This window comes from Halobacillus sp. KGW1 (genome assembly GCF_001592845.1).
Classification (GTDB): domain Bacteria; phylum Bacillota; class Bacilli; order Bacillales; family Halobacillaceae; genus Halobacillus.
On sequence record NZ_LSOC01000002.1, the window covers coordinates 96,411 to 113,476 of the forward strand.

The 17,066-nt window shown below is 46.5% G+C and carries 19 protein-coding genes; 10 read left to right on the forward strand and 9 right to left on the reverse strand.

The window, feature by feature from the left end:
• Window positions 1-120 precede the first annotated feature (120 nt).
• The 4 genes from AXG56_RS01010 to AXG56_RS01025 all read left to right on the forward strand — a co-directional run bounded on the left by AXG56_RS01010 (window position 121) and on the right by AXG56_RS01025 (window position 5,905).
• Window positions 121-1,368, forward strand: coding sequence for a DNA repair exonuclease (locus AXG56_RS01010; RefSeq protein WP_051348946.1), 1,248 nt, complete (start codon window positions 121-123; stop codon window positions 1,366-1,368).
• The gene (locus AXG56_RS01015) at window positions 1,365-4,286 is read left to right on the forward strand and encodes an AAA family ATPase (RefSeq protein WP_062512843.1); all 2,922 of its coding nucleotides are present in this window, start codon (window positions 1,365-1,367) and stop codon (window positions 4,284-4,286) included. Before AXG56_RS01010 ends, AXG56_RS01015 begins: the two co-directional genes overlap by 4 nt.
• Before the next feature lie 92 nt (window positions 4,287-4,378).
• Window positions 4,379-5,641 carry an MFS transporter gene (locus AXG56_RS01020; RefSeq protein WP_008634757.1) on the forward strand — a complete coding sequence of 421 codons (1,263 nt, stop codon included), beginning with the start codon at window positions 4,379-4,381 and terminating at the stop codon, window positions 5,639-5,641.
• A 72-nt stretch (window positions 5,642-5,713) separates the two neighbouring features.
• On the forward strand, window positions 5,714-5,905 hold the full coding sequence (locus AXG56_RS01025) for a sporulation YhaL family protein (protein WP_008634758.1): 192 nt from the start codon (window positions 5,714-5,716) through the stop codon (window positions 5,903-5,905).
• A 40-nt stretch (window positions 5,906-5,945) separates the two neighbouring features.
• Here AXG56_RS01025 and AXG56_RS01030 read toward each other — a convergent pair whose 3' ends face one another.
• The 3 genes from AXG56_RS01030 to AXG56_RS01040 all read right to left on the reverse strand — a co-directional run bounded on the left by AXG56_RS01030 (window position 5,946) and on the right by AXG56_RS01040 (window position 7,923).
• Window positions 5,946-6,836, reverse strand: coding sequence for a peptidylprolyl isomerase (locus tag AXG56_RS01030; RefSeq protein ID WP_008634760.1), 891 nt, complete (start codon window positions 6,834-6,836; stop codon window positions 5,946-5,948).
• A gap of 233 nt (window positions 6,837-7,069) precedes the next feature.
• Window positions 7,070-7,252 carry a hypothetical protein gene (locus tag AXG56_RS01035; protein WP_008634761.1) on the reverse strand — a complete coding sequence of 61 codons (183 nt, stop codon included), beginning with the start codon at window positions 7,250-7,252 and terminating at the stop codon, window positions 7,070-7,072.
• A 119-nt stretch (window positions 7,253-7,371) separates the two neighbouring features.
• On the reverse strand, window positions 7,372-7,923 hold the full coding sequence (locus AXG56_RS01040; protein WP_008634763.1) for a DUF3267 domain-containing protein: 552 nt from the start codon (window positions 7,921-7,923) through the stop codon (window positions 7,372-7,374).
• A 226-nt stretch (window positions 7,924-8,149) separates the two neighbouring features.
• On the opposite strand from AXG56_RS01040, the gene AXG56_RS01045 reads away from it, so the two are divergent.
• A complete protein-coding gene (locus AXG56_RS01045) occupies window positions 8,150-8,482 on the forward strand; it encodes a DUF1878 family protein (protein ID WP_008634765.1) in 333 nt (110 codons plus the stop codon).
• Between the two features lie 52 nt (window positions 8,483-8,534).
• Here AXG56_RS01045 and AXG56_RS01050 read toward each other — a convergent pair whose 3' ends face one another.
• The 4 genes from AXG56_RS01050 to AXG56_RS01065 form a co-directional block, all read right to left on the reverse strand.
• The gene (locus AXG56_RS01050; RefSeq protein ID WP_062512845.1) at window positions 8,535-9,107 is read right to left on the reverse strand and encodes an HTH-type transcriptional regulator Hpr; all 573 of its coding nucleotides are present in this window, start codon (window positions 9,105-9,107) and stop codon (window positions 8,535-8,537) included.
• 513 nt (window positions 9,108-9,620) lie between these two features.
• The gene (locus AXG56_RS01055; RefSeq protein ID WP_062512847.1) at window positions 9,621-10,028 is read right to left on the reverse strand and encodes a YtxH domain-containing protein; all 408 of its coding nucleotides are present in this window, start codon (window positions 10,026-10,028) and stop codon (window positions 9,621-9,623) included.
• A 148-nt stretch (window positions 10,029-10,176) separates the two neighbouring features.
• Window positions 10,177-10,716, reverse strand: a complete 540-nt coding sequence (locus tag AXG56_RS01060; protein WP_008634771.1) for a tryptophan transporter — start codon at window positions 10,714-10,716, stop codon at window positions 10,177-10,179.
• A gap of 127 nt (window positions 10,717-10,843) precedes the next feature.
• The gene (locus AXG56_RS01065) at window positions 10,844-11,266 is read right to left on the reverse strand and encodes an HIT family protein (RefSeq protein ID WP_062512850.1); all 423 of its coding nucleotides are present in this window, start codon (window positions 11,264-11,266) and stop codon (window positions 10,844-10,846) included.
• Between the two features lie 135 nt (window positions 11,267-11,401).
• On the opposite strand from AXG56_RS01065, the gene AXG56_RS01070 reads away from it, so the two are divergent.
• The 3 genes from AXG56_RS01070 (at window position 11,402) to AXG56_RS01080 (ending at window position 14,164) form a co-directional block, all read left to right on the forward strand.
• Window positions 11,402-12,145: an ABC transporter ATP-binding protein gene (locus AXG56_RS01070; protein WP_062512852.1), complete on the forward strand. Its 744-nt coding sequence runs from the start codon at window positions 11,402-11,404 to the stop codon at window positions 12,143-12,145.
• Entirely contained in the window at window positions 12,138-13,352 is a 1,215-nt protein-coding gene (locus AXG56_RS01075) for an ABC transporter permease (RefSeq protein WP_008634777.1), read from the forward strand. Before AXG56_RS01070 ends, AXG56_RS01075 begins: the two co-directional genes overlap by 8 nt.
• 110 nt (window positions 13,353-13,462) lie before the next feature.
• Window positions 13,463-14,164, forward strand: a complete 702-nt coding sequence (locus tag AXG56_RS01080; RefSeq protein ID WP_008634779.1) for an EcsC family protein — start codon at window positions 13,463-13,465, stop codon at window positions 14,162-14,164.
• Here AXG56_RS01080 and AXG56_RS01085 read toward each other — a convergent pair.
• Both AXG56_RS01085 and AXG56_RS01090 read right to left on the reverse strand, forming a co-directional pair.
• Window positions 14,161-15,339 carry a M20 family metallopeptidase gene (locus AXG56_RS01085; RefSeq protein ID WP_062512854.1) on the reverse strand — a complete coding sequence of 393 codons (1,179 nt, stop codon included), beginning with the start codon at window positions 15,337-15,339 and terminating at the stop codon, window positions 14,161-14,163. The genes AXG56_RS01080 and AXG56_RS01085 overlap by 4 nt on opposite strands.
• A 123-nt stretch (window positions 15,340-15,462) precedes the next feature.
• A complete protein-coding gene (locus AXG56_RS01090; protein ID WP_008634790.1) occupies window positions 15,463-15,900 on the reverse strand; it encodes a ferritin-like domain-containing protein in 438 nt (145 codons plus the stop codon).
• A 205-nt stretch (window positions 15,901-16,105) separates the two neighbouring features.
• On the opposite strand from AXG56_RS01090, the gene AXG56_RS01095 reads away from it, so the two are divergent.
• Window positions 16,106-16,531: a disulfide oxidoreductase gene (locus AXG56_RS01095; protein WP_152522229.1), complete on the forward strand. Its 426-nt coding sequence runs from the start codon at window positions 16,106-16,108 to the stop codon at window positions 16,529-16,531.
• Entirely contained in the window at window positions 16,528-17,025 is a 498-nt protein-coding gene (locus AXG56_RS01100; protein WP_062512855.1) for a thioredoxin family protein, read from the forward strand. Before AXG56_RS01095 ends, AXG56_RS01100 begins: the two co-directional genes overlap by 4 nt.
• The last annotated feature ends 41 nt before the right edge of the window (window positions 17,026-17,066 follow it).

Below are 17,066 nucleotides of genomic sequence, written 5' to 3' on the forward strand. Positions count from 1 at the left end.
AGCTGGAGATCTGCGGGAGAGGGCTTCCGCAGATCTTTTTTTGTGTTATAGGGGAACGTGCATTCGTTTCTTTCGTTTGGTAAAATGAAGACAAAGCTATTGGAAAAGGGGAAAGTCTACATGCATAAACCGATCCGTTTTATCCACAGTGCGGACCTGCACCTCGACAGCCTCTTCAAGACGAAGGGACATCTCGATGATCGTATACTGGAGCAGCTGCGCGAAAGTACCTTCCATGCATTCGATAAGCTGGTCCAGGCAGCTATTGAGCATGAGGTGGATTTTGTGCTGATTACCGGTGACTTATATAATGAAGAAAACCGGAGTCTGAAAGCACAGGTTCACCTCCGGGAAGGATTCAAACGCTTGAAGAAGTTTGGAATCCCTGTGTTTTTAAGCTACGGTAACCATGACTTTACGAAGGGGATGGAAGATCCAATTGAGTTCCCTGACAATGTACATATTTTTCGATCAGAGAATGTAGAACATTTTATATATGAAAAGCAGGGGGAGCCACTCGCTCATATATATGGCTTCAGTTATGAAACAAAAGCGGTGGAAGACAGAAAAGCACTCGAATACAAGCGTACAGGGGCCCCGGCATATCATATCGGAATGCTCCACGGCAGCTTGGATTCGAACAGCGATCATGATGTATATGCTCCGTTCACAATAAGTGAATTGAGGGAGCGTGACATGGACTACTGGGCGCTCGGTCATATTCATAAGCGAAGCATACTTTCCGAGGATCCGCCAATCGTGTATCCGGGAAACATCCAGGGAAGATCCATGAAGGAACAAGGGGAAAAAGGCTGCTATCTGGTGGAAAATAAAGACGGAACCTGGAGCCGCAGCTTCCTGCCGCTGCATACGGTAACGTTCGAAGCGAAGAAGGCAGCTTGTTTATCCGATCATCCACAGGCGATTGAAAAGGCATTAGACGAAGCGAAGTCGCAAGTCGGTGGAGCGAAGTCTGCTGTTATGCTGGAGGTGACGCTGACAGCAGAAGGTGGAGTGCTCAAGCGATGGGCAGAGCAAGGGACAGTCGATGAGTGGGTGGAAGTCCTGAACGAAGCGGAAGATGTAAACAGGGAAGATTGGATATGGATCGATCGTGTCGTTATTAATGATCAGCCTGGCTGGGAAGAAGCGGAACTTCGACGTGGAAACCACTTTCCCGGTGAGCTCTTAAAGATATCTGATGAAATAGGGGACGCAGAACTGGAGGAATGGCTGGCTCCAGTCTTTCAACATCGGAAAATAGCTAAATATGCGGCAGAGATGTCCAGCGAAGAACGACTTTCCATCATGCAGGAAGCGAAGGCGCTGACCATTGACCGGTTATGGAAGGGAGAGGACAGCGAGTGAAAATCCTCGAGTGGAAAATTTACGGATTCGGAAAATGGAACGACCAGTCGATGGAGCTCTCCACTACTCAGGTGAACCTGTTAACCGGCCCGAATGAAGCAGGTAAGTCGACGTTGTATCAATTCATCCTGTTCATGCTTTTCGGTATGAATCCAAAACAAAGGGAACGTTATCTGCCGAAATCCGGCGGAGCAATGGGGGGGCGGTTGGTGATAGAGACGGAAACAGAAGGGGTCGTATCGATCGAGCGCATCCATGATCGTCATAACGGCCGTGCCGTCTGTAGGATGGAAACAGGGGAAGAATATGGGGAAGAATGGTTAGGAGAGCTTCTCGGAGCCGCTGATCGGCATGTGTATCAATCGATATTCAGCTTCAATTCTGAAGACCTTCTTTCCCTGGAGGAAGTTACCGGAGAAAATCTTGGCGAGTTACTGCTGAATATCGGTCTCACAGGGTCCGACGAAATTTATCAAACTGAGAAATGGTTGGAGAAGATGACGGAAGACCGTTTTAAGCCGAAAGGGAGAAAGCCGATCATTAACGAGCAGCTGCAACGATTGGAAAATCTCGATCGCGAGCGAAGAGCGGCTGAAATGGAAGAGAAAGATTACCAGCGATTCCTGGAGGAAGAGAAGCGTACGCGCGAGGAACTCGATTATCTTGACCAAGCGTGGCAGGAGAATTTGAACCGTCTATACAGAGCACAGCAGCTAATCAAAGCGAGGCCGGTGCTGCTGCAGTATCACCAAACGAAGGAAGAGGCGGAAGGCAAAGATAAGAACCTTCCCTTCCCGGTGTCCGGAAGAGAACGTTACCAGCAGTTAAGAGAATCTCTGCTTCCGTTAGAGTCGGAACAAAGAATGCTGGAAAGCAGGATAGAAGAGCTGAGAGAGGAACAGGCGGAACTCCTGGACAAGGTGGATGAAGATATGGGGGGGTTGGCCCCGTCTGTTTTAGCTGAAAAAGAGGGGTACGAGAGGCTCAGCCATGAACAGGAACAGTTGGAAGAGCGCCGACTGTCCTTGAATGAATCTGTCAACAGGGACTTGAAGAATATGGATGTTCCGGTGGGAGTGGAGGAACTCGACGAGTATACTCTGCCTTTCTATATTGAGGAAACATGGCGTGATCTACATGCAGAGTCCCAAATGGTGGAGCAGGAAGAGCGTCGTATAGAAGAACAGTGGACGGAAATGTCGCGGACTTTTGATCGTGTAGAAGTCCGAAAGGCAGAGATCGAGGAAGAACGGATCAGCAGGGATCAGCGGGACAGGTATGAAAAGCAGATAGAAGCTGCTTATGAGTCGGCTGCCGCTTCCAATCCGGACAGACAGGGACGTACGACAAAGGATCAGCTCTATAAACGGAGAACGGTTGGTGCAGGTGCAGCTGCGGGTTTTGTCCTGTTTATCGGTATTCTGATTGCATCAGGCGCTGGTAATGGATGGTTTTATCTACTCCTCCTTGGACTCGCCGCCATAAGCGGAGCAGCCGCCTTTATGAGTCATAAAAGGATCCGCATCCTCGCTGTATCTGCGTCAAATAAGCTTCCTATATCCCCGCACGGCCTGGAGGAAGCGAGAAGACAGATAAAGAGAGAGGAAAAGCTTCAGGCGGAGTGGGAACATTTGCACCAGCAATGGAAACGACTCAGCCAAGAGGAGATTCGACTTGAGGAGAAGCGCAGCCATTTGTCGCAGAGAAAGAATAGACTGGACGCCGGCATCGACGAACAGAAAAGTCTGTACCCATTCCTGACATCGTTGCAGCTCGCTTATTGGGAAAAACTCTATCATCTATTGACGAGAGCCCGGGATAAGAAGTTGGAGTTGAATCAAACGGTGAAGAGAATGGAAGAGAATAGAGAGCAGCTTCTTCTTTCTGAAGAGCGGCTGAAAGCTTTTCATCACCAGATGAAATGGGAATATAACTCGAAGGATGTGCAGAGAGGATGGCAGCGGCTCTCGGACTGGATTCATGAGCAGGAAAAGATCGATGAAAGAAGGCAGCAGCTGGAACAATCCATTTTAGGAATGAAGGAAAAGAAGAAAACCTGCCTGGATCGGATGAAAGTCTATCAGGATAAAAAGTATGAGCTTTTTTCCATGGCAGGTGTTGATAAGGAAGAAGACTTCCTGTTGAAGTCGAAGGAGAAAGAGGAAGCAGAAGATCTTCACGCACGGCTTTATGAACTCGGACAAAGAGTGGAGGGAATGCTGTCGGACGAAGAGCAGCAGGAATACGCCGTATGGTCGATGGTCCCTGACGAATCGTTTCTTCATGCAACAGTGGAGAAATTTCAGGCAGAGAAAGAGCAGCTGGAAGCGAAGAAGAAGGATACCCAGAAATTGCTTGTGGAAACGACAAGCAAGCTTCAATCACTGGAACGTTCCGGTCGGCGCTCGGAAACGGCACATCGTTTTCAAACAGAGAAAGACCGCCTTCAGGAACAAGTGAAAGAGTGGGCGAAATATCAAGTGGCACTTCAGTTTCTTAGAAAAACCAAGCAAGCGTACAAGGATGGCTATCTACCTCGTGTGATGGATACGGCGGAACGTTATTTTCATAAGCTTACGAAGGGCAAGTACGGGGAGATTTTTCTTTCGGAAGGTACGGAGGTTATACAGGTAAGGGATGGGGATGGCGTCGTCTACAATCCTGAAGAACTATCCAGAGGTACGAGGGACCAGTTGTATGTTTCCTTCCGTCTTGCCTTGGCGGAAACCATGGCGGATTCGTTCCAGCTTCCGTTTCTTGTGGATGATGCGTTTGTCCATTTTGATAAGGATCGTCTTGATACGATGCTGCAGATTCTGGAAGATATTTCTTTGAGGAATCAGGTGCTGCTTTTCTCATGGAGAAGCGACTTGTCTGTGCATTTCCGCTCTGCCCATACGATCGAGTTAACATCGTAATAAAAAGGATGGTGCTCTGCTTATGCGCACGATGCCGTATGATGGAACACGTGTGGAAGTGGAGCATTTTATATGGACAGGAGAAATAAAAAATGAAGTGGAAAGACTGGGATAGAAATTTAAAGATCCGTTTGTTTGGAGAAGGGACGATGAATGTACTGTTCTGGGCATTCTTCCCTTTCATGACCATCTTTTTTGAACGTTCTTTCGGAAAAGATCAAGCCGGCCTGATGTTGATCATGTCACAGGCATTTTCGGTCGTCGCCAGTCTGACCGGCGGCTATTGTGCCGATCGTTTCGGCCGAAAGAAGATGATGGTTTTCTCAGCTCTTGGAGAATGCGGGGCATTCGTGCTGTTTGCTGCTGCGAATTCCCCCTGGCTGGATTCACCTTGGTTGACCTTCACGGCTTTCAGCCTGCTCGGGGTTTTCGGAGCGTTATACTGGCCGGCTTCGCACGCAATGGTGGCGGATGTCGTGGAAGAGAAGCACCGCGCAGGTGTTTTCGCTGTGTTCTATACGTCCATTAATATCGCGGTCGTCATCGGACCGTTGATCGGGAGTTACGTTTTCTATGAGCACCGATTTGAGATGCTTTTGACAGGGATCGTCGTTACCGCAGTGCTTGCCTTTGTGCTTTGGTATTTCCTTGAAGAAACGGTGCAGGTGAAAGAGCGTCATAAAACAGAGGGGAAAGGGTTCTTTGCCGTCTTATGGGAGGAATTGGCTGCTTACAGACTCATCGCAACGGACAAGCTGTTCCTCTTGTTCATTGTGGCCGGTGTCCTCGTCGCTCAAACATTCATGCAGCTTGATTTATTGATAGCTGTGTACACAAGTGAAGTCATCGACAATCAAACCCTGCTTGCATTCGGGAATTGGGAATGGACCGTTTCCGGCGAAAGGGCCTTCGGTTTGATTTTGGCTGAAAATGGCCTGCTTGTTGCTTTGTTCACAGTCATTGTCACCAGATGGATGACTCGTTATAAAGAAAAATGGGTTTTTATCGGTTCGAGTCTCTTGTACGCATGCGGGATTGTTCTGTACGGTTTCACGCAATCCATTTGGGTATTTGTCCTCGCCATGGCACTCTTTACGTTTGCTGAATTGATGGTCGTCGGTATACAGGAGAGCTTTGTATCGAAACTTGCCCCGGAAGATATGCGCGGTCAATATTTCTCAGCGGCATCGTTGAGGTTTACCCTCGGGCGTTTATTAGCACCATTCAGCCTCATCCTCTCCAACTACTTAGGCTTTACCATGACCTTTGTATTGTTAGGAGTCTTCGCTTTGTTGAGTGCCGGAGTATATAGTGTCATGTTTCACAGGCTGGAGAAAAAGGAAAGTGCAGCTTAATGGAGAAGCTTGTTCATAAACTACTTCTTTCCTACATAAGATAGTGACAAATGGGATAGGGAGGATATATCCATGCTATTCGGATTTCCAATTTGGGTCATCTTGTGTGTTGTTTTTATATTTTTAAGCGGCTATATGGCATTCCGTGCAATGAAAGCGGAGCAGAGTCTGGAGCAGGAACATATCGAGAGGGAAGGGCAAGTGTATTTAAAGCGGATGGAACAGGAACGGGAGCGGAAGAAGAAGGCAGTCGTTTCCAAATGAAAAGCCAGGTGAATGCTCACCTGGCTTTTTTGATGGAGTATTATTCTTCTGTCTGCTGCTCGGAATCGGCTTCTTCTTTATCGAAAAGATCTTTGAATTGGTCGATTTTCACATCAGGATTGGCATCCTCGATGATTTGATCCATTTTTTCCTGAATGGCAGCTTGATCGAGCTTGCTGCTCTTCAGTGTGCGTTCAATTTCAGCTTTTTCATCTTCGTAAGAACCTACGTCTTCCACCTCACGCGTATCTGTAAGTTTGATGATGTGGAATCCATAAGAAGTTTGGACAGGGTCACTTACTTCGCCTTTTTCCAATCCGTATGCAGCATCTTCAAACTCTTCAACCATTTGTCCCGGACCGAACCAGCCGAGTTCTCCACCGCTCTCTGCACTTGTATCTGTGGAGTATTCTTTCGCAAGCTCAGCAAAATCTCCCCCGTCGGCAAGTTTCTGCTCGACTTCCTTCGCTGTTTCTTCATCTTCTACAAGGATATGGCTCGCTTGAAGTTCCGTCTTCATGCGGTCATAATATTCCTTCACTTCTTCTTCTTTGACTTCGATGTCCTCAGTCGCTGCTTTTTCCTGCAGTAGGCTTAAACGAAGCGTTTCTTTGAATTCATCTTCATCTTTAATATTGCTCTGTTTCAGAAGGTCTTCAAATTGATCACCGGTTTGGTCTTTGATCTTCTGCAATTCTTTGTCGACTTCCTCATCGGAAACTTCGTAGTTGCTCTTCAGCACTTCTTCCAGGACAAGTTGATTCAGGACTTGCTCTCCAGCCTGGTTTTGCAGTTCCTGGTAGAACTCTTCCTTCGTCACTTCTCCATCTTTTGTTTTCACGACCGCTTCGGACTCATCGGCATCCGATGAACATGCGGACAGGGTAAGTACACTTGCTGCTAAGGCAGCACTTATGACTATTTTCTTCATAGCTTGGACACTCCTAAACCTGTAATGTAGTTTTCCTGACGTAGAGGTTTTATCTTAACAGCCTATGAGTTAATATAACATATTTTCCTTCGTCAGTTCTATATGGACCCTATAAAATGTGTGAATAATTGGTTAATCGACGTTTTTCTTATAGCAGAAGGGGGAATAAGAAGTGGATGCGATGGAAGACATAAAAAAACAGGCCGGGTTAGGAGAACCTGCCTGCCTGCTTCTTATAGTGTATTCAGTACTTCCACATATGATGAAATCAATAAGATTGTAATCAACACATTAATAGTCCGGAAGACGCGGGTTTGCTTTTCATTCGACATTTTCGTCTTTAAGCATAAGGAATGAGTGAGTGAATTAAACACGAATAGAATGACGAGCGCGTACAAGCTGAATCCAATTGCCATGTTGAAGAACCTCCTTTATTCCCTATGAAACTACTCTATCAAAATTTGGATGGAATGAACAGAAAAAACACCCCTCATGATAAAAAACAGCGCCCCTTTTAACGGGCGCTGTTTTATTGTCACGCTTTAGGCTGGTGGATAAGGATGTCGTATCCTTCCTTGGCGTTTTCGATCAGGCATTTCTTCGGTGCTTTCGCGAAATGATTCAGATAAAGGTAATCCGGGAAAGACAGGCCGATGTTCACAGATGCCAGCAGGACAAAGTAAGCGAAGTAGTGAGGGAACATATATCCCATGATCAACGCCGGAAACGTAATTAACATCGTTGGCGCAAGAGCCATAGCGATGGATGTCTGTTTCGAAAGCTTTGTCTTGCATTGGTAAGTGAAAGTCGGAACGCATCTTTTCTTGACCCGGAACTTAACGTGCAGCCGCTTATAACTAAGAATAAGTGGCAGCATGTGCATCAGCCGGTGAATCGACGGCAGAAAGAACATCAGTAATAGAAATGGCAGAAAGCCTCGATCGTTCACATCGTGGCTGCCATGAATCATGGAAAAAGGCAGATACAAAAGTAAAAACGACAGTAAACCTGTCATGAAAGACATGAGTAAAAGACGATTCAAGCCGAATTCTTTATTGATGTTGACTGATTTCCAGCAGTTCATCATAAGAATCCCTCCCTTGCTACTAAAAATGGTGTAATTGTATAATGAATAAATAAGATATGTTTGATTGTTTGACAGCCGATTAAGCGGCACAAATGGAATAATAGTATGTTTCTACACAAAAAGCAATAGGTTTTATGTAAAAAAATGATTGTCTTTTAAACTTGCAGGGAACGGATAGGTAACCCCTGTAAATAAAGCGTTAACAAGGCGTTGTGGAGGGAAGATTGTGAATAAAGAAAATAATGGGGATTTATGTGCGTTTCATTTGCAGTTGCTGCTGGACGTGGAAGAGATGGATAGATATCCTTTTACAAGGCTGGTTATTGATCGGGAAGTGACAAAGAGGGAGTATCGGCAGACGATGCATCTGCTGGATACGTTAGAAGCTCGCTATGAACAGGAGAAGGAAATCGGATTAATGGATCATACGCCGCTGCTGCTGCACTATGCCGGGATGCTCTGTCCCAAGCTCCCTGTCGGCGAATCCTTGGAAGCTCTTTTAGAAGAAGGATTGTACGAAGAGTTGATCAGCAGACTATTACTACTACATAAACCATAAAAAACCCTTTCCCCGAATCGGTTCGAGGAAAGGGTTTTTTATTGCCTGTTATTTACGAAGATTTAGACTGTTGCTTGTAACTTTCGATATCCGTAGGCTGTTTGATGTTTGTCTCCTGCTCAATATTCTCAAGAGAACGTTCTAGAATTTCCATATATTCATCTCCGTAGATCTCTTTAATCAGGGCAGATAAATCAAGGAATTCCGGTAATTTCCCATACATTTCTGTCATCGGCATCACACCACGCAGCACAGAATTATCTTCTGGATTGTATTCATTTAGTGTTGCTTCCAACAGTTCGACTCCGTCTGCAGTCAATTCCACGTATGTGTTTCTCTTATCATTTTCCCGTTTGGAAAACTGCAGAAGGCCTCGCTCTTCCATTTTCTTCGAGAAATTGAAGGCAGTGGATACATGCATGACTCCATATTTTGAAATCTCTGAGATGCTCGCACCTTTTAAATGGTAAGCAATCCATAAAATATGGTGTTCATTAATGTTCAACTGGAACGGCTTAATCCAATCTTGCCAATCCTTTTCGATGGCTTTCCAAAGCGCCTTGGACAACTGCGCCATTTTATGACTATAGAAAATCGCCTCTCGCTTGGAAACTTTATCCTTCATACATCTCACCTTCTTTTGGTTTTGTATTAGCTTATATTTTGACACGTTTGTCCTAACATAAAAAGATATAATGCGTTAGTTTACGATGATATCCTTCTCCACTATTAATGATATAAAATTTCTATGAATTATCAAGATATAATGTGCTGATATAGTATAAAAATTTCTCGACGCCGGGTGTCCTCCCTTATGGAACACTTTCCCGAGACTGACGATTTCAAACTATAAATGTATAGGTATTTTAACATAAATTGACTGGAAGGGCGGGCAGTTTTGAGATTTCGATGCAAAAGACATCTTCAAAACTGTGGGGAAGTCAGAGGAGTAACATGTTTACATGATGTTTTCATTCGTTCACAACCGCTTTGATTTTAGTGATTCAGTGTCTTCTCAAATGGAGCAAGACGTAAGTGGAAGATTTCTTCATGAAAATATTCAGAGACCTCCAATGTTGATAAAGACGTCAGGTTTAAAAAAAGGACTCCCGCTTCGTGCAGCAGGAGTCCTTTGCGTTTACTGGTGGTTAATGACTTCATGACTTGGCTGGGTTGTGTGGCCCGGCTGTTCTGCTTTGGCCTTCTCTTCCAGCTCTTTCAAGCTTTCTTCGATCTGTTCCAAGTACTTTTGAATGTTCTTCTGATGAGGCTCTACGGTACGCTTCCAGCCTTCAATGGAAGTCTTCACGTCTTCGGAAAGCTCTTTGATCAGCTCCGCGCCTTCTTTGGAAGTCTGAGCAATCTGATCCTTCAACTGGAATCCTTCTTCTTTCAAACTGAGGACGGTGTTCTTCAAATTCTCACTCCTCAGTTTCGCGTTCTCCCTGAAGTCCCGCCCGGAAGAAGGCGTATTAAGCAGGGTGTAAATGGCTGCTGCCGTACCTCCGACAAGAAAACCTAAAGCTAATGATTTACCGTTTGGCATATTCCGTCTCCTTTCGAAAATGGCTCTTATTTATATTTTCTCTTAATATGTATGATTGAAACATGAAAAACAACAAAAAATTCCTTGCTCCTCGAAGTAGTAAATCAAGGGCACTACGCCCGTAGTGCCCTTGCAGCATCCTCTGCTGTTATTTTGCTGTCACACCGGCGGCTGTCTTGGCGATGGATGTCCGTTTCATGATTTTCGTGGCAATCGGGTAGACTACCGCGATGAACAGGATGTTAAAGGCAGTTGCAGGCAACACGACGGTTGCGAACATAATACCGAAACTGGCATCCATCAACCCGATGATATAAAGAACAACGGCTAGGAAAATCGATCCGCTGATCATCGTGCCGATGCCGGCAAGTACAGGCTGTGTGACTTTATGATGAGAGATTTTCTTCGTCATCAGTACGAGAGCGAAAAATGCGAAAGCAGTAACGGGCTTATCAATGATATTGGCCAGTTGGCCGCCCGGGGCTGTGGTCGTAAGTGCGGATATGAACGCAGTCGCAAGGGAAATTAAAAGCACATATGGTACTTTTGGAAACATCAGAATCCCTAAGAACATCATGGCAAGCATCATATCCGGACGCATCCCGAAGAAAAACGGCGGTGCTACGGCGTGAAGCACGGCTCCAATTCCTACTAACAACGATAACATGACTAATACTCGAATATTCATTTACAAACCTCTCCTCAACTATGCTGGTCTCTACTGTATTTACGTCCAGGTGTGTCCTCATGACCACCTGCGATCGTATGCAGATATTATATCAAAAGCTCGTTAAAAATCAAAAAAGACGGCTGTTTTATAGATGGCTCCCGATCTGGGCTGCGATTGTCTGCAGGTCATCGCTTGAGTAGTCGTCGGTATGCACTTCCCACTTGGCATCAAACCCATCCCCTTCGCCGTAGCGGGGAATCAGGTGGATATGTAGATGGAAAACCGACTGTCCTGCCGGAGCTTCGTTATTGTTCAGGATATTCATTCCGATCGGTTCATACTGCTTTTTGATTGCGTTCGCTATGGCTGGTACCTTCGAAAACAGGCGGGCAGCTGTTTCCGGATCGGTGTGGTACACGTCTTGTGTATGGTGTTTCGGGATGACGAGGGTATGTCCTTTCGTCACTTGGCTGATGTCGAGGAAGGCGTACACGTCTTCATCTTCATATACCTTTGCCGACGGGATTTCGCCGTCGATAATTTTACAAAAAATACACGATTCTGCCATATGTCAACACTCCTTTTCTTTTGTCATTCATTGTATCACAGAAACTCTGCTGTTCTCGACGGCGAAAAGTGTATCGCGGAAGGAAATATGATAAAATTTTGGCAAACGTGATGTTCAAGAAAATGGGGGAATACAATGGAACCTTTATTACATATTGAAGATCTCCACGGAGGTTATACGCACAAAAACGTCCTGCACGGCATTTCCTTCGATGTGAATCCACAGGAAATTGTCGGTCTGATCGGACTGAACGGAGCAGGGAAGAGTACGACGATCAAACACATCATCGGCATGATGCAGGCGAAGAAAGGAAAGGTCGCCATCAACGGAACTTCTTTTGATGAAGAGCCGGAGAAATACAGGCAGCAGCTCGGTTATATACCGGAAATGCCGATCCTGTACGATGAACTGACTCTTTATGAACACCTGCATTTGACCGCGATGGCTTACAACGTTCCGGAGGATGAATTCAAGAAAAGGATGGACCCGCTCTTAAAAGAATTTCGGATGGAGAAGAAGCTGAAATGGTTCCCTGTTCATTTCTCGAAAGGGATGAGACAGAAGGTGATGATCATGTGTGCTTTCCTGATCGAACCAGAGCTGTATATCGTCGATGAACCGTTCGTCGGTCTCGATCCGCTCGGAATCCAGTCCTATCTTCAGATGATGGAGGATATGCGCGACAAAGGGGCTGGAATCCTGATGTCGACCCATATCCTCGCGACGGCCGAGAAGTACTGCGATCGTTTCATCATTCTTCATGACGGGGAAATACGCGCACAAGGCACGCTGGAAGAACTGCGCCGTTCGTTTGGTAAAGCGCAGGCATCACTTGATGATATCTATGTGGAACTGACGAAGGAAGAGCAGCATGATTAATGCCAAGGAATTTTGGAAAAAACGCTTCTCCGCACATATGAAAGAAACGAACCGGTACTTGAAGTACATTTTTAACGGTCACATGGCCGTTGCGATGTTCTTCTTCGTTTCCGCTCTCGCCTATTTCTATCAGCAGTGGCTGCAGGATATCCCGGAAGGCTTTCCAACGGCTTTGATCGTAGGTGCGGCTTTCGGATATATGGTGAGCTACAGCCCGGTGCGTACGCTTCTCAAAGAGCCGGACCTAGTGTTTCTTCTTCCTGCAGAATATCAGCTCGGAGATTATTTCAGACGCTGCTTGTACTACAGCTATGTCATCCAGCTATACCTCATTTTCCTGATAGGTGCTGCGCTTGGGCCGCTGTATTTCGCCACTTATCCGGAATTCGGCACCCGCCATTATTTGATGATGATCGGAGTCGCACTCATCATCAAGGTGTGGAATATGTTGTCGAACTGGTGGATGCTGAAAGAACGCAGTCCGCGGATCCGAGTCACGGACCAGCTTGTAAAAGCCGTCCTGAATGTCGTCATCTTTTACTTCCTGGCGAAAGGGGAGTGGTTGTTTGCAAGTATCGTAACCGTTCTGCTTGTGGTCGTCGTTCTTTATTCGTACAACCTTTCCAGAAAAAAAGCCGGGCTGACTTGGGATCTGCTTGTACAAAAAGACCAGCAAAGGATGCGTACGTTTTACAGAATCGCCAATATGTTTACGGATGTCCCTCATTTGAAGAACACCGTCAAGAAAAGACATGGTTTAGTTCGGGCACTGATTGGTGGACTGACCTATCGGCAAGACCAGGCTTTCGCTTATTTATACCGGATTACGTTCGTCAGAAGCAGTGATTATCTGGGCATGTATTTCCGTTTGATCGTCATAGGCGGTCTCGCTGTCTGGTTCGTTCCGAATGTCTGGTTCAAAGCGGCCTTCGCTCTCCTGTTTCTTTATTTGACCGCTTTTCAAATGATGTCGCTCTGGAACCATCACCGGACGATTGCCTGGATGGATATTTATCCATTAAAGAAGGAATGGAAAACGAAAGCGCTGCTTAGTTGGATGAAGCAGCTTATGCTGTTTCAGACATTTCTCTTCGGACTCTTATTCCTTGTCCAATGGAACCCTGTCGGTCTCGTCATCGTTTGGGGAGGCGGAGCAGTATTCAGCTATCTATTTATAAATAGTTATGTGAAACAAAAGCTGGTTTAGAAACGTACACGTTTACGGCCCGGCTTCATCCGGACATTGTCCCGGCATTCCTCCTCGGAAGACCGGCATGTCCGGATTTTTCATATAATAATCGGAATGGAGGGAGATACATGTCCTATGAATCACGTGTAAAGAGTGAAGCCGAGCGATGGGCCCGCGCGCTTGAGAAACGACCTTCCCGGCTGCAGCGGTCATCCAAGCGGTTTCAGACGAAAGTGAATGATAAAATTCCGGACAACGTGCATAAGGTAGTCACGGAAGCCGTCAAAGGAATGATCGAAACCGCTTTGACAACATCGAAATATATAGATCGGGTCGAAGTAGATCCGGAATGGACGTTTGCAGAAAAGGAAGAGAAAGTGATGGAACTGCGCCGTAAATATAGCAGGAGTGCGGCATTAGAGGGGGCTGGAACAGGCCTCGGAGGTTTCTGGATCGGGTTGGCCGACTTCCCACTGCTCTTAAGTATAAAAATGAAGTTTTTATTTGATGCAGGTCAGGTTTATGGATGGCAAGTGGAAAGGTATGAAGAAAGGCTTTATCTTCTTCATATATTTCTGCTCGCTTTCTCAAGTGATGAGGCGAGAGCAGGGGTGAAAGAAAAGCTTTGGAAGTGGGAAGAGCTTCCGGAAGAAGCGAAGCAGATGGATTGGCAGACTCTTCAGCAGGAATATCGGGATACGATTGATTTTGTGAAGCTGTTCCAACTGCTCCCTGGAGTCGGGGCTGTAGTGGGATTCGCCGTAAATGGCAGAATGCTTCATCATTTAGGGGAGACGGCGATGCAGTGCTGCCGTCTCCGGATTCTTTAATGTTTATGGTTTTCCTGGTAGCTGAGGAATGTTTGGAACAGCGTCTTTGCAGCGTGTTTCATTGCCCGCTCATCAAAGTCGAATTTCGGGTGATGATGAGGGTAAAAGTGGTCCGGTAGTCTTGCTCCGGTGAAATAATAGGCGCCCGGTTTCTCCAGCAAATAATAGGAAAAGTCTTCGCCGGCCATACTTGGAGCTATTTCTTCTGTTTTCAGCCCGGCTTCTGCTTTCGGAGCATTTTTAAGGATTAACTCGGCCTCTTCCGCATGATTAATGACGGGAGGATATCCTTTATGATATTCCAGGGTGTACGCTGCATCATAACCGGTACATGTCCCTTTCAGGATCTTCTCGATTTCTTCGATAATGGAATCCTGGACTTTTGTTTCGAACGTCCGGACGGTACCGGTAATTTTAGCGGAGTCAGCAATGACGTTGAATGTTTGTCCTGCCTCGAACGTTCCGATAGTGACAACAGCCGTTTTAAGTGGGTCTACACGTCTGCTCACGATTTGCTGCAGGGAAGTGACGAGCTGGGAGCCGATGACAATAGCATCTTTTGTTTGATGAGGCATTGCTCCGTGTCCGCCTTTACCGTGAATGGTGATCTCAAAGCGGTCGGCACCGGCCATGAACGCGCTCTTGGACGTCTGGATCGTTCCGAATGGGGCATCGACCCATAAGTGGGTACCGAAGACAGCATCGACGCCGTCGATAGCTCCGGCTTCCACCATCGGTTTCGCCCCGCCGGGAGCATATTCTTCGGCATGTTGATGAAGAAACAGGATCGTTCCCGGAATCTCTTCTTTATACGGCAGAACGGCTTCTGCTAACCCGAGGAGCGCTGCTGTATGACCGTCATGGCCGCAGGCATGCATGACACCGTCGTTTTTCGAGCGGTAGGGGACATCGTTTTCCTCCTGAATCGGAAGTGCGTCGAAATCCGCACGCAGAGCGACGGTCTTACCTGGTTTCCCGCCTTTCAGAGTGGCGATGACGCCGTTACCTCCTATGCCCGTTTCATACGGGATGCCCAGCTTCTCGTATGTATCTGCAATGTATTTCGCTGTCTGTTCCTCTTCAAAGGAAACTTCCGGGTGCTGATGTAAGTACCTTCTCGTTTCGACCATCTTGTCGTACAAATCGTCGATCGCTTGGAAAATATTTTCCCACATGTTTATCTGCCTCCTTTTCCTATGTGTAAATTTTAATACACTCCCGAGGCATTCACAAACAAATATTATTATTCTGATAATAAGAAAAGCCCCGGCACGGCCGGGGCTTTTCTGGATATGCTGTTAATCGTGAAGGCGTGAATCCTGCAGCAGGCGGCCGATTTCTTCCATGTGGCCGGTTTCATCTGCAATCATATCATCAAGCTTGACGGACAACTCTGTCAGCCCGAGTTCCTCTGCCTGCGCTTTACGTTCTTCATACCGTTGAATCGTCTGGCGTTCTGCCTCTTTCGCTTCTTCGAGCATCGGCCGGACATCCTTCAACTGTTTTACTTCTGCCGGAGTCGTCGTAGGCGTTCCGCCCAGTGTGCTGATTTTTTCTGCCAGATAGAGGGCATGGCCCTGCTCGTCGGCTACTTCACTTTCAAAGAACGGCTTTAAAACAGACCGGTACAAGCCTGTGACGACAGCGGCATTATACGTGTACATGATTGATGCCGCATACTCATGGGACAAATCCTCGTTTAAGCCTTCGATCAATGCTTTCATTTTTTCATCCATCGAGCAACATCCTTTCGTAAAACATGGTCTATAATTATCATTCCCCGTGCCTTTTCCTTTAAACATCAGCACTCATATATGGAGGAAGACGGTGGGTATTTCCCTGGAAATAGGGGGTTGTCCGGCAGCCGGGAAATCCCTTTGTTTTCCTTTGGATCCATTGTATAATGGCAGGTGAGAGAGAGGTTAAGAAAGGATTTGGCGTATGAAAAAAGACATGGAAACACGGGTTTTCCTTATATGGGCAGTGGCGCTCGTCGCTACCGCCGGGAGTTTGTTCTTTTCCGAAGTGCTCGGCTATATTCCGTGCGAGCTGTGCTGGTATCAAAGGATCCTTATGTACCCGCTCGTCCTGATTTACGGTACTTCTCTGATTAAGAAAAATATGGACATCGCCCTGCCGGGGCTCTTCATGAGTGGAATCGGTTCACTCGTATCGATCTATCATTACTGTATCCAGAAAATTCCTGCACTGTCGACGACCGACAGCTGCGGACTTGTCCCTTGTAACGGGCAATACATCAACGTATTCGGCTTCATCACGATTCCTTTTCTGGCCGGTATCGCATTCCTTATCATCTTCATCATTCATTTGACACTTGTTAGACAGAAGGGGAGAAAAGAAGCATGAAAAAGAATATGATCATTTTTGCAAGTATTCTCGCTGTATTAATTGTCGTCCTGATTGTCGTCGTGAACTATCAAAACGGCCAGAAGACGGCGGATAATCCTTATGGAAAAGACAACTTGGATCAGGCGACGATCGATCAGCTCGATGATCCGAACTATCAGAACCAGATCCAGCCGGACGAGCTCCAGGAAGAAATCGCGTCCGGGGAGCCGGTTACGGTCTACTTTTACAGTCCTACCTGTGTCCACTGTCAGCGGACGACCCCGGTGCTTGTTCCGATGACCGATGAACTCGGAGTTGATATGAAGAAGCTGAATTTGGATGAGTTTGAAGATCAATTCCAGGAATACGGCATTGAATCAACGCCGACGCTCGTCCATTTTGAAGACGGGGAAGAGCAGGCACGGATCGTCGGCGAGCAGTCCGTCACAGCTTTCGATGATTTCTTTCATCAGGAAGTGCTGAAGGACGCAGAAGAGGAAGGGCAGGGCTGAACGAGCAGCTTCGCGGGTTTCCTCTGATATTTCAGGCAACA

Coding starts and splice junctions, on each gene's coding strand:
- AXG56_RS01040 (WP_008634763.1), bottom strand. CDS start 7,923: ATGATGAACTGCTGGAAATCAGTCAACATCAATAAAGAATTCGGCTTG.
- AXG56_RS01025 (WP_008634758.1), top strand. CDS start 5,714: ATGCTATTCGGATTTCCAATTTGGGTCATCTTGTGTGTTGTTTTTATA.
- AXG56_RS01070 (WP_062512852.1), top strand. CDS start 11,402: ATGGAACCTTTATTACATATTGAAGATCTCCACGGAGGTTATACGCAC.
- AXG56_RS01095 (WP_152522229.1), top strand. CDS start 16,106: ATGAAAAAAGACATGGAAACACGGGTTTTCCTTATATGGGCAGTGGCG.
- AXG56_RS01080 (WP_008634779.1), top strand. CDS start 13,463: ATGTCCTATGAATCACGTGTAAAGAGTGAAGCCGAGCGATGGGCCCGC.
- AXG56_RS01060 (WP_008634771.1), bottom strand. CDS start 10,716: ATGAATATTCGAGTATTAGTCATGTTATCGTTGTTAGTAGGAATTGGA.
- AXG56_RS01050 (WP_062512845.1), bottom strand. CDS start 9,107: ATGAAGGATAAAGTTTCCAAGCGAGAGGCGATTTTCTATAGTCATAAA.
- AXG56_RS01065 (WP_062512850.1), bottom strand. CDS start 11,266: ATGGCAGAATCGTGTATTTTTTGTAAAATTATCGACGGCGAAATCCCG.
- AXG56_RS01020 (WP_008634757.1), top strand. CDS start 4,379: ATGAAGTGGAAAGACTGGGATAGAAATTTAAAGATCCGTTTGTTTGGA.
- AXG56_RS01030 (WP_008634760.1), bottom strand. CDS start 6,836: ATGAAGAAAATAGTCATAAGTGCTGCCTTAGCAGCAAGTGTACTTACC.
- AXG56_RS01075 (WP_008634777.1), top strand. CDS start 12,138: ATGATTAATGCCAAGGAATTTTGGAAAAAACGCTTCTCCGCACATATG.
- AXG56_RS01085 (WP_062512854.1), bottom strand. CDS start 15,339: ATGTGGGAAAATATTTTCCAAGCGATCGACGATTTGTACGACAAGATG.
- AXG56_RS01055 (WP_062512847.1), bottom strand. CDS start 10,028: ATGCCAAACGGTAAATCATTAGCTTTAGGTTTTCTTGTCGGAGGTACG.
- AXG56_RS01035 (WP_008634761.1), bottom strand. CDS start 7,252: ATGGCAATTGGATTCAGCTTGTACGCGCTCGTCATTCTATTCGTGTTT.
- AXG56_RS01100 (WP_062512855.1), top strand. CDS start 16,528: ATGAAAAAGAATATGATCATTTTTGCAAGTATTCTCGCTGTATTAATT.
- AXG56_RS01090 (WP_008634790.1), bottom strand. CDS start 15,900: ATGGATGAAAAAATGAAAGCATTGATCGAAGGCTTAAACGAGGATTTG.
- AXG56_RS01010 (WP_051348946.1), top strand. CDS start 121: ATGCATAAACCGATCCGTTTTATCCACAGTGCGGACCTGCACCTCGAC.